12 protein-coding genes are annotated in these 15,126 nt (G+C 73.4%); 11 read left to right on the top strand and 1 reads right to left on the bottom strand.

Annotated elements, in window-relative coordinates:
- Nucleotides 1-13: 13 nt before the first annotated feature.
- Nucleotides 14-742, bottom strand: coding sequence for a DUF2637 domain-containing protein (locus tag CNQ36_RS11905; protein ID WP_121545969.1), 729 nt, complete (start codon nucleotides 740-742; stop codon nucleotides 14-16).
- Nucleotides 743-1,020: 278 nt separating this feature from the next.
- Between CNQ36_RS11905 and CNQ36_RS11900 the strand changes: the two genes are divergently transcribed.
- The 11 genes from CNQ36_RS11900 to CNQ36_RS11850 all read left to right on the top strand — a co-directional run bounded on the left by CNQ36_RS11900 (nucleotide 1,021) and on the right by CNQ36_RS11850 (nucleotide 15,082).
- Nucleotides 1,021-2,100: a hypothetical protein gene (locus CNQ36_RS11900; RefSeq protein ID WP_121545968.1), complete on the top strand. Its 1,080-nt coding sequence runs from the start codon at nucleotides 1,021-1,023 to the stop codon at nucleotides 2,098-2,100.
- 48 nt (nucleotides 2,101-2,148) lie between these two features.
- Nucleotides 2,149-2,925, top strand: a complete 777-nt coding sequence (locus CNQ36_RS11895) for a TIGR03936 family radical SAM-associated protein (protein ID WP_004931388.1) — start codon at nucleotides 2,149-2,151, stop codon at nucleotides 2,923-2,925.
- Between the two features lie 261 nt (nucleotides 2,926-3,186).
- Nucleotides 3,187-7,209, top strand: a complete 4,023-nt coding sequence (locus CNQ36_RS11890) for an Rne/Rng family ribonuclease (RefSeq protein WP_121545967.1) — start codon at nucleotides 3,187-3,189, stop codon at nucleotides 7,207-7,209.
- A 211-nt stretch (nucleotides 7,210-7,420) separates the two neighbouring features.
- On the top strand, nucleotides 7,421-8,488 hold the full coding sequence (locus CNQ36_RS11885) for a glucose-1-phosphate thymidylyltransferase (RefSeq protein WP_004931393.1): 1,068 nt from the start codon (nucleotides 7,421-7,423) through the stop codon (nucleotides 8,486-8,488).
- Nucleotides 8,485-9,498, top strand: a complete 1,014-nt coding sequence (gene rfbB / locus CNQ36_RS11880) for a dTDP-glucose 4,6-dehydratase (protein WP_121545966.1) — start codon at nucleotides 8,485-8,487, stop codon at nucleotides 9,496-9,498. Before CNQ36_RS11885 ends, rfbB begins: the two co-directional genes overlap by 4 nt.
- A 51-nt stretch (nucleotides 9,499-9,549) precedes the next feature.
- Nucleotides 9,550-10,473, top strand: a complete 924-nt coding sequence (gene rfbD / locus CNQ36_RS11875) for a dTDP-4-dehydrorhamnose reductase (protein ID WP_121545965.1) — start codon at nucleotides 9,550-9,552, stop codon at nucleotides 10,471-10,473.
- Between the two features lie 56 nt (nucleotides 10,474-10,529).
- Nucleotides 10,530-11,123 (top strand): dTDP-4-dehydrorhamnose 3,5-epimerase, encoded by a 594-nt coding sequence (gene rfbC / locus CNQ36_RS11870; RefSeq protein ID WP_121545964.1) that lies wholly within the window; start codon nucleotides 10,530-10,532, stop codon nucleotides 11,121-11,123.
- Nucleotides 11,124-11,332: 209 nt separating this feature from the next.
- A complete protein-coding gene (gene rplU, locus CNQ36_RS11865; protein WP_004931419.1) occupies nucleotides 11,333-11,653 on the top strand; it encodes a 50S ribosomal protein L21 in 321 nt (106 codons plus the stop codon).
- A gap of 14 nt (nucleotides 11,654-11,667) precedes the next feature.
- Nucleotides 11,668-11,922, top strand: coding sequence for a 50S ribosomal protein L27 (rpmA, locus tag CNQ36_RS11860; protein ID WP_003976205.1), 255 nt, complete (start codon nucleotides 11,668-11,670; stop codon nucleotides 11,920-11,922).
- Nucleotides 11,923-12,027: 105 nt separating this feature from the next.
- Nucleotides 12,028-13,470 carry a GTPase ObgE gene (gene obgE, locus CNQ36_RS11855; RefSeq protein WP_004931422.1) on the top strand — a complete coding sequence of 481 codons (1,443 nt, stop codon included), beginning with the start codon at nucleotides 12,028-12,030 and terminating at the stop codon, nucleotides 13,468-13,470.
- 97 nt (nucleotides 13,471-13,567) lie between these two features.
- The gene (locus CNQ36_RS11850; RefSeq protein ID WP_121545963.1) at nucleotides 13,568-15,082 is read left to right on the top strand and encodes an FG-GAP-like repeat-containing protein; all 1,515 of its coding nucleotides are present in this window, start codon (nucleotides 13,568-13,570) and stop codon (nucleotides 15,080-15,082) included.
- Nucleotides 15,083-15,126 lie beyond the last annotated feature (44 nt).

Genomic DNA, 15,126 nt, shown 5'->3' with positions numbered 1-15,126 from the left:
GTGTGGGGCGGGGTCAGGGGAGGTCGTGTCGGAAGTGGGCGACGCGGTGGCGGGGGGCGGTGGTGCGGCGCGGCGGGCGGGTCAGGGTGATCTGGCGCACGAGCTGCTGGAAGCAGGCCAGGGCGGCGACCCCGGGGAGGGCCGCGGCGGCCGTGTCGGTGAGGGTCCGGGGGGCCTGGGCGACGCAGAGCAGGACCGCGACGGACGAGAAGAGGAGGACGACGAACCAGGAGTGCAGGGCGCGTCGTTGGTGCAGTGCCGCGCGGAGGATGGACAACGTGCCCGCGAGCCAGGGGCCGTAGACGAGGATGGGCCACCACGCGGAGGAACTGCCGGTGCTGTGGGCCGTGGTGACGAGGAGCAGCGGCTCGTAGGTGACGACGCCGCTGAAGACGCTCACCATCGACACGGTGACTGCGGCCATGGCGGCGATGACGTAGCTGGCCGAGCGCAGGGCGTCGGGGCGTTTGCGCGGGGGTTTGCGGTGGCCGCGCGGCGCGGAGCGCAGGGGCGGCAGTTCGGCCGTGATGTCCTGCAGGTTGCCCATGGGGCTGCCGGCCGGGGGCGTGGTGACCGAGGTCTCTTCGCGGGGCTGTGGCATGGAGACGCCGGCGTATTCCTCGCCGCGGGCCTCCTGGAGCAGATAGGCGAGTTCCTCGGCCGGGTCCCAGGACGGGACGGGGGGTTCCATGGGCTGGGCGTACTCGGGGTAGACGAGAGGGTCGTAGCGTTCGTCATTCATGTCAGACGGCCTCGCCGCTCCCGGTCCGTCGGCCGGCGAGGACGGATGTCCACGAATTCCCCCCGTCGGGCCTGACCGGCCCGGACATGCTTGCCTTCGTCATATAGCGACTAACGGCGGGTGTTTGCCTTGGATGCGTGGCGAATGAGTGAACGGCCGGAGCGACAATTGGTTTGTATAGGCTGCGGAATTCACCTTTCCGGTCGGCGTTGAGCATATGAGGTCACCACCGTCATGCGCGTGGGATCCGGAGGGGCCGCGGCTGCGTCTCCGTAGGCATGGATCTCGAGAAGCCGGCCGGTCGGCCGGCCGCCGCGCCCGCGGGGGAGGGGTGCCTCGTCGTGGCGGTCCGCGTCCCCGTGCGGATCGTGGTGCTGGTGCTGGTCGTGCCGGTGCGGATGGTGTGGGACGCGCTGGCGGTCGCCGGGCGCTTTCTGAACGACACGGTGCTGCGGCCGCTGGGGCGGGCGCTGCTGTGGATGGGGCGGGCGGTGTTCGTGTGGCCGTTCGTCGGACTGTGGCGGTATGTGCTCGTGCCGCTGGGGCTGGCGCTGGCCTGGCTGGGGAGGGTGCTGGTGGTCCTCCCGGCCGTCGCGCTCCACCGTCATGTGCTGGTTCCCCTGGGTCACGCGGCCGGGTGGCTGTACGCGCGGGTGCTGACGCCGGTCGGGCGGGCGCTGGCCGCGGTCGGGGGCGCGGTGTGGGCGGGGGTGGTGTGGCTGGGGCGGTGTCTGGTCGTGGTGCCGTCGGTGTGGCTGTACCGGTGGGTGCTGACCCCTGTGGGGCGGGCGGTCGCCTGGTGCGCCGGGGGACTGGCGCGGCTGGTGGCGACGGTCGTCTCCTGGGTCGGCCGGGGGTTGTACTGGACCGCCCGGATCCTGCTGGTGCTGCCCGCGCTCGCGGTGTGGCGGTGGGTGCTGGTGCCCGTGGGACGGGTGCTGGCCGTCGTCGCGCGGGAGGTCGCGGACGCCCTCGGGCATGCCTGGCGGATCGCGGGGCACGTCTCGCTCGCCGTGGGGCGGTTCCTCGGGACCGTGCTGCGGTGGGTGTTCGTGGAGCCGGTGCGCCGGGTGTACCGGAGCGTGCTGACGCCGGTGGGGCACGTGGTGCGCGACGCGGTGCTGCGGCCGGCCGCGGAGGCCGCCCGCGCGGTGGGCCGGGCCACCCGGCAGGCCCTCGCCGCCGCCCGCGCGTCGGTCCGGGAGACCCGCGCGGGCATCCGGCGGGCGCTGCTCGGCGAACCGGCCGGCGCACCGGCGGGTGCGGGGAGGAAACCGCAGTTCACGCACCGGCGGGAACCTACCGGCCCGGAGGCACGTACTCTTGGTAGCAGTACGACCGCTCTCACGAAGGACTGAACGACACTGGGCAAGCGACAGCCCGAAGGCCCGCCGCCCGCACCCGCGGTGCAGCGCATCCGACTGCGTTACACCAAGCGCGGCCGCCTCCGGTTCACCAGCCACCGTGACTTCCAGCGCGCCTTCGAGCGTGCGCTGCGCCGTGCCGAGGTGCCGATGGCGTACTCGGCGGGGTTCACGCCGCACCCGAAGGTGTCGTACGCCAATGCCGCACCCACCGGCACGGGCAGTGAGGCGGAATACCTGGAGATCGCGCTCACCGAGCCGCGCGAACCCGAGCGGCTCCGGGCCCTCCTCGACGAGTCGATGCCCGCCGGGCTCGACATCGTGGAGGCGGTCGAGGCCCGCACGTCGGGTCTCGCCGACCGGCTGACGGCTTCCGTGTGGGAGCTGCGGCTGGACGGCGTCGGCCCCGAGGACGCCCGCCGTGCGGTGGACGCCTTCAACGCGGCCGGGACCGTGGAGGTCCAGCGCCGGACCAAGAACGGCGTCCGCACCTTCGACGCCCGTTCCGCGGTCGTGGAGCTGGAGAGCGCGGAAACGGACTCGTCGCGGGCTGATAGGCCGACCGACCGGCCCTGTGCGATACTGCGGCTGGTTGTTCGGCACGTGACGCCTGCCGTACGACCCGACGACGTCCTGTCCGGTCTCCGCGCCGTGGCCGACCTGGCGCCGCCGGTCCCCGCAGCGGTGACCAGGCTGGCGCAGGGGCTGCTCGATGAAGAGACCGGCACGGTGACCGACCCGCTCGCGCCCGACCGCGAGGCAGCAGCGACCGAGCCGCAACCGGCCGGCGCCACTGCCGCCGCGACGGTGCCGGCGTAAGGAAGGTCCCGCGAAGGGACGGACGTCGTAAGCGCCGCCCTCGAACTCGGGAGCCACCTGGGTCGGGCAGCGCACCCACCAGAAGACTTTCGCCAGGCCGTGCGCATTCGGTGTACGGAACCGGCGAGACAGGACACAGAGTGCTCCCGTGCGGCGCCCGCGCCCCGGACGGCGGCGATCGCGCACTGCGCGAGCCGCGGACGTCACCGGCTTCGCCGGACCAGGTGCGGCGCCCGGGAGCCTGACGGGAGAAACGCCCGCATGCTCGAACCGATCGAGCCCACCGAGGGCTCCGAACTGAACACTCCGAGCGACACCCTGCCGCCGCGACGGCGGCGGCGTGCCGCCTCACGCCCGGCGGGCCCGCCCGCCGGGGCGGACGGGGCGACGGGGGAGACCGTCGCACCGGCCATACCGGCCGCGGAGCCGGCCGAGGCCCTGGAGTCCGCCGCAGGGGCCGGGAAGGACCCGGAGGCAGCCGCTCCGCGACGCCGTCGTGTGGTGCGCCGTGCCGCGGCGCCTGCCGGGGCACCGGAGTCGGCGGAGGCCGCCGAGACCGTCGTCACGGCCGCGCAGGCCCCGGCCGGGAGCGCTCCGGCCGCCGAGCAGCCCGCCGTCCCCGAGGACGCCGCCCCGCCCCGCGCCCGGCGCCGGGCGACCCGCAGCGTGACGTCACCGACGGCGGCCGCGGCCGCCGGGACCGCCGAGCCCGAGCAGCCCGCCCCCGCCGCCGAGGCGCCCGCGAAGGCTGAGGCCGTCGCCGAGGCCCCCTCCGAGGACGCCGCTCCGCGCCGCACCCGGCGCCGCGCCTCGCGCGCCGTGACCTCGCCGGAGCCGGCCGCCGGGACGGCCGAGAAGGCCGCGGCCCCCGAGGCCGCCGCCGAGGCGCCCCAGGCCGCCGCGGAGACCACCGAGGCCGTCGCCGAGGACGCCGCTCCGCGCCGCACCCGGCGCCGCGCCACGCGGGCCGACTCCGCGCCCGCCGAGGCGCAGCCGGCCGCCGCGGCCGCCGAGCCCGAGCAGCCCGCCCCCGCCGCCGAAGAGGCCCCGGAGGCCGAGGACGAGGCCCCGCGCCGCCGTCGCCGGGTGGTCCGCAAGGCCGCCGCCGGCTTCGCCGAGCCCGCGCGCCCCGCCCGGACCACCAAGCCCGCCGCGTCCGACGGACCGGAGGAGGCGGAGACCTCGAAGCGCCGCCCCGCGCGCCCGGCCGTCGCCGTGTTCCAGGCGCCGGTGTTCGCCGAGCCCCGCTTCCAGACCCCGGAGCGCGCCGCCGCCGAGGCGGCCGCCGAGGTCACCGGACCGGCGGAACCGGAGGAGACCGAGGAGACCGAGGAGGCCGGGGAGCTCGTACAGGAGCAGCCCGCCTCCCGCCGCCGTCGCCGGCGCCGTGGCGCGGGCGACGAGCCCGAGGCGGCCGCCCCCGCGACCCGCGCCGAGGACGAGGCGGAGGAGGACGAGGAGCAGGCCGAGGACCACGCCGAGGGCGAGGACCATGACGACAGCGAGGGCGCCGGTTCGCGCCGCCGCCGTCGCCGCGGCGGCCGTCGCCGCCGGCGCGGTGACTCCGCCGAGTCCGACGCCGAGGGCGGCGATTCCGCGGACGCCTCCGCCGAGCAGGCCGCCCAGGACGCCGAGGACACCGCCGAGCAGGTCGAGGAGGACGCCGAGGACGCCGAGGACGAGGGCCGCGACGACTCCGGGTCCAGCAGCAGCCGTCGCCGTCGCCGCCGGCGTCGCCGCGCCGGTGACAGCGGTGGTGAGGGCGAGTCGGCCTCCGACGACCCCGAGCGCACCGTCGTCAAGGTGCGCGAGCCGCGCAAGGCGTCCGAGCCGTCGGACGAGGTGCAGTCCATCAAGGGCTCCACGCGTCTGGAGGCGAAGAAGCAGCGCCGCCGCGAAGGCCGCGAGCAGGGCCGCCGCCGGGTGCCGATCATCACCGAGGCCGAGTTCCTGGCCCGCCGTGAGGCCGTCGAGCGCGTCATGGTCGTGCGTCAGCACGGCGACCGTACGCAGATCGGCGTCCTGGAGGACGGGGTGCTCGTCGAGCACTACGTCAACAAGGAGCAGGCGACCTCGTACGTCGGGAACGTCTACCTCGGCAAGGTGCAGAACGTGCTGCCGTCGATGGAGGCCGCCTTCATCGACATCGGCAAGGGCCGCAACGCCGTGCTCTACGCCGGTGAGGTCAACTTCGAGGCGCTGGGCATGGGTCACGGCCCGCGCCGTATCGAGTCCGCGCTGAAGTCGGGCCAGTCGGTCCTGGTGCAGGTCACCAAGGACCCGATCGGGCACAAGGGCGCCCGCCTCACCAGCCAGGTGTCCCTCCCGGGCCGTTACCTCGTGTACGTCCCCGAGGGCTCGATGACCGGCATCAGCCGCAAGCTGCCCGACACCGAGCGGGCCCGGCTGAAGACCATCCTCAAGAAGATCGTCCCCGAGGACGCGGGCGTCATCGTGCGCACCGCCGCCGAGGGCGCGAGCGAGGACGAGCTGCGCCGGGACGTCGAGCGGCTGCAGGCGCAGTGGGAGGAGATCAAGAAGAAGTCCAAGAACGGTGCCGGCAGCGCCCCGACGCTGCTGTACGGCGAGCCGGACATGACCGTCCGGGTCGTGCGGGACATCTTCAACGAGGACTTCTCCAAGGTCGTCGTCAGCGGTGACGAGGCGTGGGAGACCGTCCACGGGTACGTGTCGCACGTGGCGCCGGACCTGGCCGAGCGGCTGTCCCGGTGGACCAGCGAGGTCGACGTCTTCGCCACGTACCGGATCGACGAGCAGCTCGCCAAGGCGCTGGACCGCAAGGTCTGGCTGCCCAGCGGCGGTTCGCTGGTGATCGACCGGACCGAGGCGATGATCGTCGTCGACGTCAACACCGGCAAGTTCACCGGACAGGGCGGCAACCTCGAGGAGACGGTCACCAGGAACAACCTGGAGGCGGCCGAGGAGATCGTGCGCCAGCTGCGGCTGCGCGACCTCGGCGGCATCATCGTCATCGACTTCATCGACATGGTGCTGGAGTCCAACCGGGACCTGGTGCTGCGGCGTCTGCTGGAGTGCCTGGGCCGGGACCGTACGAAGCACCAGGTCGCCGAGGTGACCTCGCTGGGCCTGGTCCAGATGACCCGCAAGCGGGTCGGCCAGGGTCTGCTGGAGTCGTTCTCGGAGACCTGCGTCCACTGCAACGGGCGCGGTGTCATCGTGCACCTCGACCAGCCGGCCGCCGCCGGTGGCGGCGGCAAGCGCCGGAAGCGGGCGCGGGCCGGCGCTGCGGAGCAGCCGCACGAGCACGAGGCCGCGGGCGTCGAGACGGCCGAGCAGGAGGCGGAGACGGAGACGGCGGCCGAGGTCGCCGCCGAGGCCGCCGAGCCGGTCGCGCTGCCGGCCCCCGAGTTCGTGCCGGACGAGGAGCTGTACAGCAGCGCCGCCGAGGCGGAGGCGGCGGCCACCCGTGGTCGCACGCGTCGCCGGGCGAGCCGGCGTGCGTCCGCCCCGGCGGGCGCGCCCAAGCGGGAGACCGCCAGGGCCGGCCGGCGCGGAGCCGAGGAGGGCGACAGGGCCGAGGCGCCGACGGCGCAGGACGTGACCGCCGCCGAGGAGATCGCGCGTCCGGTGCGGCCCGAGCCCGCCGCCGAGGCGCTGGCCGAGCCGGCCGCCGTCGAGGACGCGGTGGTTCCCGAGCCGGCCGCCGAGGAGGCCGCGCCCAAGGGCCGTACGCGTCGCCGGGCCACCCGCAAGGTGTCAGCGCCCGCCGGTTCCCCGGCGGGAGCTGAGGCCGCGGTGGTGACGGTCGCGGAGCCCGCGCCCCCGGTCGCCGAGGCGCCGGCCGCCGAGGCGCCGAAGCCGGAGGAGACCCCGGTCGAGGCGCCCGCCGAGGCCGAGGCCCCGGCCCGGCCGCGTCGCCGCGCGGTGCGCAAGGCGGGCACGTCGACGGCGTCCGAGGACACGGCCGTGGTGGTCGTCCCGTCCGCGGCGGCGGAGACGGCGCCTGCGGAGGAGCCCGCGCAGGAGACTGCCGGGGAGCCCTCGCAGGAGTCCGCCGAGGAGCCGGCCGCGGCCAGGAAGACCGCCCGCAAGGCGGCCAAGAAGGCCACGGCGAAGAAGGCCGCGGTGAAGAAGACGGCGGCCAAGAAGACCGCCGCGAAGAAGACGACGGCCAAGAAGGCGGCGGCGAAGACCACCAAGTCGGCCGCCACCAAGACGACCGCGAAGAAGGCGGCGTCGAAGAAGACCGCGGCGGCGGCCCAGCAGCCGTCGTCGTCGGTGACGGCCTCGACGGAGGACTGACCTCCGCGTCGCCCGGTACAGATGATCCGCCCCCGGCTCGGCCGGGGGCGGATCATTTTTTTCGTCCCCCGACGGTCAGAGAGGGGTCAAATGTATGAATGAGGGGTGAATCAAAGGTCCTGACACATGGTTGGATGTGATCAAAGATCCATTCTGAAACCAGACAAACGGGTAAATTCCAGTCCAGGTTCACAGTATTGGGGCGCATCACGTGAAGGCTCTCGTGCTTTCCGGGGGAGCGGGGACCCGCCTCCGTCCGATCACCCACACCTCGGCCAAACAGCTCGTGCCGGTCGCCAACAAACCGGTCCTCTTCTACGGCCTTGAGGCCATCGCCGACGCCGGGATCACCGAGGTCGGGATCGTCGTCGGCGACACCGCGGACGAGATCCGCGAGGCGGTGGGGGACGGTTCCCGGTTCGGCGTCGAGGTCACCTACATCCCCCAGGAAGCGCCCCTGGGGCTCGCCCACGCCGTACTCATCGCCCGGGACTTCCTCGGCGACGACGACTTCGTCATGTACCTCGGCGACAACTTCGTCGTCGGGGGCATCACCGCCCTGGTGGAGGAGTTCCGCGCCGAGCGGCCCGACGCGCGGATCCTGCTGACCAAGGTCCCCGACCCGACCGCCTTCGGCGTCGCCGAACTCGGCGCCGACGGACAGGTGGTGGGCCTGGAGGAGAAGCCGGAGCGGCCGAAGAGCGACCTGGCCCTCGTCGGCGTCTACCTGTTCACCCCGGCCGTGCACGAGGCCGTCCGCTCCATCGCGCCGTCCCGGCGCGGCGAGCTGGAGATCACGCACGCCCTGCAGTGGCTGATCGACGCGGAGCGCGACGTCCGCTCCACCACGATCTCCGGGTACTGGAAGGACACCGGCAACGTCACCGACATGCTGGAGGTCAACCGTTCCGTGCTGGAGACCCTGGAGCCCGGCCGCGCCGGCACGGTGGACGCGGCCAGCGAGATCATCGGCCGGGTGCGCATCGAGGAGGGCGCCCGGGTCAGCGGCAGCCGGATCGTCGGACCCGCGGTCATCGGCGCCGGTACGGTGGTCGACAACGCCTACATCGGCCCCTTCACGTCGGTGTCCGAGGGCTGCCGGATCGAGGACAGCGAAATCGAGTACTCCATCGTGCTGCGGGGTTCGTCCGTGACCGGCGTGCGCCGGGTGGAGGCCTCGCTCATCGGGCGCGACGTCGAGGTCACGCCCGCTCCCCGCAACCCCAAGGCCCACCGGCTCGTGCTCGGTGATCACAGCAAGGTGCAGATCTCCTCATGACAGCCCCCGCCTCCTCCGCCCGCCCGGTCCGGATCCTGGTGACCGGCGGCGCCGGCTTCATCGGCTCGCACTACGTCCGCACGCTGCTCGGCCCCGAGGGACCCGGCGACGTCGAGGTCACCGTCCTGGACAAGCTGACCTACGCGGGCAACCCGGCCAACCTCGACGAGGTGCGCGGGCACCCCGGGTTCGCCTTCGTGCGCGGCGACATCTGCGACCCGGAACTGGTCGGCGGGCTGATGGCCGAGCACGACCAGGTGGTGCACTTCGCCGCCGAGTCGCACGTCGACCGGTCGATCGACGGCGGCGCGGAGTTCGTCCGCACGAACGTGGTCGGCACCCACACCCTTGTCGACGCCGCGCACCGGGCCGGCGTCTCGACCTTCGTGCACATCTCCACCGACGAGGTCTACGGCTCGATCGACGAGGGCTCCTGGCCCGAGACCCACCCGCTGGAGCCCAACTCGCCCTACTCCTCGGCGAAGGCGTCCAGCGACCTGATCGCGCTCTCCTACCACCGCACCCACGGCCTCGACGTGCGCGTCACCCGCTGCTCCAACAACTACGGGCACCACCACTTCCCCGAGAAGGTCATCCCCCTCTTCGTCACCCAGCTCCTCGACGGCCGGAAGGTCCCGCTGTACGGCGACGGCGGCAACGTCCGCGACTGGCTGCACATCGACGACCACGTCCAGGGCATCGAACTGGTCCGCGCCAAGGGCCGCGCGGGCGAGATCTACAACATCGGCGGCGGCACCGAACTCTCCAACAAGGAACTCACCGGCCTGCTGCTCGAGGCGTGCGGCGCCGACTGGGACACCAGCGTCGAGTACGTCGAGGACCGCAAGGGCCACGACCGCCGCTACTCCGTCGACTGCACGAAGATCCGCGAGGAACTCGGCTACGAGCCCCGCAAGAGCTTCGAGCAGGGCCTCGCCGAGACCGTCCAGTGGTACCGCGACAACCGCGACTGGTGGGAACCGCTGAAGCAGCGCGCGGCGCTGGGCTGACGCACCGCACGCGGCCCGCCCGCCACCCCCGTACGGAGGACAGGAAGAGGGATGAACCCGACAACGGAACAGCTGAACGCCCCGGCCGGCTGGCTGGTCACCGGGGCGGGCGGGATGCTCGGCCAGGACGTGCTGGCCCGGCTGGCCGCGGCGGGGGAGCGGGCCACCGCCCTGGACCGGGCGGCGCTGGACCTCACGGACGCCGCCGCCGTCCGCCGGGCGCTGGAGCGCCACCGGCCCGCCGTGGTCGTCAACTGCGCGGCCTGGACGGCCGTGGACGACGCCGAGACCCGTGAGGCCGAGGCACTGGCCGTCAACGGGGACGGACCGGCCCGTCTGGCGGACGCCTGCGCCCGCACCGGCGCCGTCCTGCTGCACGTCTCCACCGACTACGTCTTCGCCGGCGACGCCACCGCCCCGTACGCCGAGGACGCCCCCACCGCCCCGCGCAGCGCCTACGGCCGCACCAAGCTGGCCGGTGAGCGGGCCGTGCTGAACACCCTCCCGGACCGCGGCTACGTGGTGCGCACCGCCTGGCTGTACGGCACCGGCGGCGCCAACTTCGTCCGCACCATGATCCGTCTGGAGGGACAGCGCGAGAAACTGGACGTGGTGGACGACCAGCGCGGCCAGCCCACCTGGAGCGCCGACCTGGCCGGCCTGCTCCTCGCACTGGGACGCGGAGCGCTGGCCGGCACCGCCCCGCCGGGCGTCTACCACGGCACCAGCTCCGGCGAGACCACCTGGTACGGCCTCACCCGCGAGATCTTCCGCCTGCTCGGCGCCGACCCGGACCGGGTCCACCCCACCACCAGCGAGGCGTTCGTCCGCCCCGCCCCCCGCCCGGCGTACAGCGTGCTCGGCCACGACCGCTTCGCCGCGGCCGGCGTCGCGCCGCTGCGCGACTGGCGCGCGGCCCTCGCCGAGGCGTTCCCGCGGATCCGCCGGGTCCACGAGGAGGAGGACCCGGCGTGACCCGGGCGGGTGAATCGCGCCCTGACGAACAAGAAGAAGAGCTGAGGACCCCTTCGATGCGACCCCTTTCCCTGCCCGGTGCCTGGGTGCACGAGCCGAAGATCTTCCCCGACGGCCGGGGCAGCTTCCACGAGTGGTTCAAGGCCCCGGTCTTCACCGAGGCGGCCGGCCATCCGCTCACCCTCGCCCAGGCCAACATGTCGGTCTCCAGCCGGGGCACGCTGCGCGGCATCCACTTCGCGGACGTGCCCCCCGGCCAGGCCAAGTACGTCAAGTGCGTGCGCGGCGCGGTCCTCGACGTGATCGTGGACATCCGGACCGGCTCGCCCGCCTTCGGGCAGTGGGAGGCGGTCCGCCTGGACGACCGCGACCACCACGCCGTCTACCTCTCCGAGGGGCTCGGCCACGGCTTCATGGCGCTCACCGACGACGCCACCGTGGTCTACCTCTGCTCCGAGGGGTACGCACCCGAGCGCGAGCACGGCATCCACCCGCTCGACCCGGCCCTGGGCATCGAGTGGCCCGAGGACCTCACCCCGCTGCTCTCCGCCAAGGACGAGCAGGCCCCCACCCTGGCCCAGGCCCGGGAGCGGGGCCTGCTGCCCTCGTACGAGGCGTGCGTGTCCTACCGGGAGGGCCTCGGCCGCTGAGCCGCCCGGGCGGCGCGCCCCCGTGGGCCCGGTTTGACCAGTCGAGCGGCGGCCCCGTAACCTTGACCGTCGGCGTGTCCATCGGGGCCGCCACATCCCCGTAAACCTCTTCCTTCCGGGTGCCGCGGTGCCTGGGAGAGGTCGTCCGTGTTCATCGCCGGGCGGCTGGCCTGCGGGGGTGCCGTTCTTCGAGTGAGAGTGAGATCCGCGTGTACGCCATCGTGCGCAGCGGTGGCCGCCAGCACAAGGTTGCTGTCGGTGACATCGTTGAGGTTGACAAGATTTCCACCGCCAAGGTCGGCGACACGGTCGAGCTCTCGACCCTGCTCGTGGTCGACGGCGACGCCGTGACCAGCGACCCGTGGGTGCTGGCCGGGATCAAGGTCCAGGCCGAGGTCGTGGACCACCACAAGGGCCAGAAGATCGACATTCTGCGCTACAAGAACAAGACCGGCTACCGCCGTCGTCAGGGCCACCGCCAGCAGTACACGGCGATCAAGGTCACTGAGATCCCCGCGGCTGCGAAGTAAGGGACTGAGGAGAGATGGCACACAAGAAGGGCGCATCGTCCACCCGGAACGGTCGTGACTCCAACGCTCAGCGCCTCGGCGTGAAGCGCTTCGGTGGTCAGGCCGTCAACGCGGGCGAGATCCTGGTCCGCCAGCGCGGCACCCACTTCCACCCGGGCGCCGGCGTCGGCCGTGGCGGCGACGACACGCTGTTCGCGCTGCAGGCCGGTGCGGTGCAGTTCGGCACCCACCGTGGCCGCAAGGTCGTGAACATCGTTCCGGTCGCCTGATCGGAAGCTTTCGCGAGGCGGACCTCACTTCCCAGGTGGGAAGTGGGTCCGCCTTTCGCGTGTTGACCAAGAGACATTCCGCTGCAGTAACTGGAGGCACATCCCATGACCACCTTCGTGGACCGCGTCGAGCTGCACGTCGCCGCGGGTAACGGAGGCCACGGCTGTGCCTCCGTCCACCGTGAGAAGTTCAAGCCGCTCGGCGGACCCGACGGCGGGAACGGCGGACGCGGCGGTGACGTGATCCTCACCGTCGACCAGTCCGTCACCACCCTGCTCGACTACCACCACTCGCCGCACCGCAAGGCCACCAACGGCAAGCCCGGCGAGGGCGGCAACCGCAGCGGCAAGGACGGGCAGGACCTCGTGCTGCCGGTGCCGGACGGCACCGTCGTCCTCGACAAGGCGGGCAACGTCCTCGCGGACCTGGTCGGGCACGGGACGGCGTACGTCGCCGCCCAGGGCGGACGCGGCGGGCTCGGCAACGCCGCACTGGCCTCCGCGCGCCGCAAGGCGCCCGGTTTCGCGCTGCTCGGCGAGCCGGGCGACCTCCAGGACATCGTCCTGGAGCTGAAGACCGTCGCCGACGTGGCGCTGGTCGGGTACCCGAGCGCCGGCAAGTCGTCGCTGATCTCCGTGCTCAGTGCCGCCAAGCCGAAGATCGCCGACTACCCCTTCACCACCCTCGTCCCGAACCTCGGCGTCGTCACCGCGGGCTCGACCGTCTACACCATCGCCGACGTGCCCGGCCTCATCCCCGGCGCCAGCCAGGGCAAGGGGCTCGGCCTGGAGTTCCTGCGGCACGTCGAGCGGTGCAGCGTGCTCGTGCACGTCCTGGACACCGCCACGCTGGAGTCCGACCGCGACCCGCTCTCCGACCTCGACATCATCGAGGAGGAGCTGCGGCAGTACGGCGGCCTCGACAACCGTCCGCGGGTCGTCGTCCTCAACAAGATCGACGTCCCCGACGGCAAGGACCTCGCCGAGCTGGTGCGCCCCGACCTGGAGGAGCGCGGCTACCGCGTCCTCGAGGTGTCGGCCGTCGCGCACATGGGGCTCAAGGAGCTGTCGTTCGCGCTCGCCGAGCTGGTGGCCCGGGCACGCGCCGCACGGCCGAAGGAGGAGGCGACGCGGATCGTCATCCGGCCCAAGGCCGTGGACGACGCCGGGTTCACCGTCACCCGCGAGGACGACCTGTTCCGGGTGCGCGGCGAGAAGCCCGAACGCTGGGTCCGCCAGACCGACTTCAACAACGACGAGGCCGTCGGCTACCTCGCCGACCGGCTCAACCGCCTCGGTGTCGAGCAGGAGCTGATGAAGGCCGGCGCCCGCTCCGGTGACGGCGTCGCCATCGGACCCGAGGACAACGCGGTCGTCTTCGACTGGGAGCCGACCGTCACGGCCGGCGCGGAGATGCTCGGCCGCCGCGGCGAGGACCACCGCTTCGAGGCGCCCCGCCCGGCCGCCCAGCGACGGCGCGACCGGCAGGCCGAGCGGGACGAGCACGAGCAGGAGTACGACGGCTTCGAGCCCTTCAGCTCGGAGTGACGCCGGGTGAGGTCACGGTGAACACCCGGGCAACCAACGGGTGTTCCGGCGAGTCGTAGAGAGCGGCAACCCGATCGTTCCCACGACAGGACCCCCCATGGCCGCGTCCTCCCCGCACCACCGGAACCTCACCCGCCCCCTGCGGATCGCGCTCGCGACCGGGGTGGCGCTCGTCGTCGCCGGCGCCCTCGCGGCGCCCGGCGCCCACGCCGTACCCCCGCAGGCGCCGGCCGCCGACGCAGCGCAGCCGCGCGACGACTTCGACGGCGACGGATACGCCGACCTCGCCGTGGCCGCGCCCACCGCGACCGTCGGTGGGAAGAAGGGCGCCGGGTACGTCGCCGTGCTGTACGGGTCGGCGAACGGGCTGCGCACCTCGTCCAGGCAGGTGATCCACCAGAACACCGCGGGCGTGCCCGGCGGCGTCGAGACCGGCGACGGGTTCGGCAGCGCCCTCACCACCGCCGACGTCGACCGGGACGGCTACGCGGACCTCGTCGTCGGCGCCGGCGGCGAGGACACCGACGACGGAGGCGTCGACGCCGGGCTGGTCGAGGTGCTGTGGGGCGGCCCCCAGGGGTTGTCCGGCGGCGCCAAACTGGCGTCGGGACGCGACACCTACGACGGCCTCGGCTCGGCCGGCCGGCTCACCGCAGGGGACGTCAACGGCGACGGCGGCCCGGATGTCGTGACCGTGGAGAACCGGCACGACCTGCGCGTCCTCAAGGGCCCCTTCGGCCGGGACGGCGCCGGAGCGGGCGGCGAACAGGTGGTGAAGGACGTCTACGACAGCCGTGTCCTCGACCTCGCCGCCGGCGACGTCAACGGCGACGGCCTGACCGACATCGTGGCCACCGAGAACGACGGCGACGAGTACGACGCCCGCCGGGTCGTGTACTGGCTGGGCAACCGCATCGCGCTGAACCCCTTCACCCTGGTCTACGACATCGACGGCGCCGGCCTGCAGGGCGGCGAGAACCTCGACGTCGGCGACGTGAACGCCGACGGGTACGACGACATCGTGGTCGGACGGGCCGTGGACGGCTACGACAGCGACCTCGACAACCCCTTCGTCAAGGGCGGCCGGGTCGCCTGGATACCCGGCACCCCCAAGGGCCCCGACGGGGTCAGGGCGGTCTTCCTCAACCAGGACCGGCCCGGAGTGCCCGGCACCGCGGAGAGCCGCGACGGCTTCGGCACCGACGTCCACATCGGCGACGTCGACGGCGACGGCTACCCGGACGTGGTCACCGGAGTGCCCGGCGAGGACCTCGGCAGCGTGTCCGGGGCAGGCGCCGTCGTCGTCCTGCGCGGGACCGCGAACGGGCTCACCGGCACCGGCGCGACGACGGTCACCCAGAACACCGCGACCGTTCCCGGAACCGCCGAGAAGGACGACAGGTTCGGCGGCGCCGTCCACCTCGGCGACACCGACGGCGACGGACGCGCCGACCTCGCCGTCGGCGCGCCGGGGGAGAACTCCGGCGCCGGATCGGTGTGGTACTTCCGCTCCACCCCGACGACCGTGGTGGGGAGCGCCGGGACCTTCGGCGTGGGCACCCTCGGCACGGTGGCGGCCGGGGCGAAGCTGGGCGCCTCCTTCACCGACTGACCGCACCGGCCGACCGCACCGGCGGCGGCGACCGCCGTCGCCCG

Source organism: Streptomyces fungicidicus (genome assembly GCF_003665435.1).
Lineage (GTDB): Bacteria > Actinomycetota > Actinomycetes > Streptomycetales > Streptomycetaceae > Streptomyces > Streptomyces fungicidicus.
Note: the sequence above shows the minus strand (reverse complement) of the source record. Positions and strands in the feature narration are given on the sequence as shown.

Excerpts from the sequence above, each read along its gene's own strand:
- CNQ36_RS11905 (WP_121545969.1), bottom strand. The coding sequence starts at position 742 with ATGAATGACGAACGCTACGACCCTCTCGTCTACCCCGAGTACGCCCAG.
- CNQ36_RS11900 (WP_121545968.1), top strand. The coding sequence starts at position 1,021 with ATGGATCTCGAGAAGCCGGCCGGTCGGCCGGCCGCCGCGCCCGCGGGG.
- CNQ36_RS11890 (WP_121545967.1), top strand. The coding sequence starts at position 3,187 with ATGCTCGAACCGATCGAGCCCACCGAGGGCTCCGAACTGAACACTCCG.
- rfbB (WP_121545966.1), top strand. The coding sequence starts at position 8,485 with ATGACAGCCCCCGCCTCCTCCGCCCGCCCGGTCCGGATCCTGGTGACC.
- rfbD (WP_121545965.1), top strand. The coding sequence starts at position 9,550 with ATGAACCCGACAACGGAACAGCTGAACGCCCCGGCCGGCTGGCTGGTC.
- rfbC (WP_121545964.1), top strand. The coding sequence starts at position 10,530 with ATGCGACCCCTTTCCCTGCCCGGTGCCTGGGTGCACGAGCCGAAGATC.
- rpmA (WP_003976205.1), top strand. The coding sequence starts at position 11,668 with ATGGCACACAAGAAGGGCGCATCGTCCACCCGGAACGGTCGTGACTCC.
- obgE (WP_004931422.1), top strand. The coding sequence starts at position 12,028 with ATGACCACCTTCGTGGACCGCGTCGAGCTGCACGTCGCCGCGGGTAAC.
- CNQ36_RS11850 (WP_121545963.1), top strand. The coding sequence starts at position 13,568 with ATGGCCGCGTCCTCCCCGCACCACCGGAACCTCACCCGCCCCCTGCGG.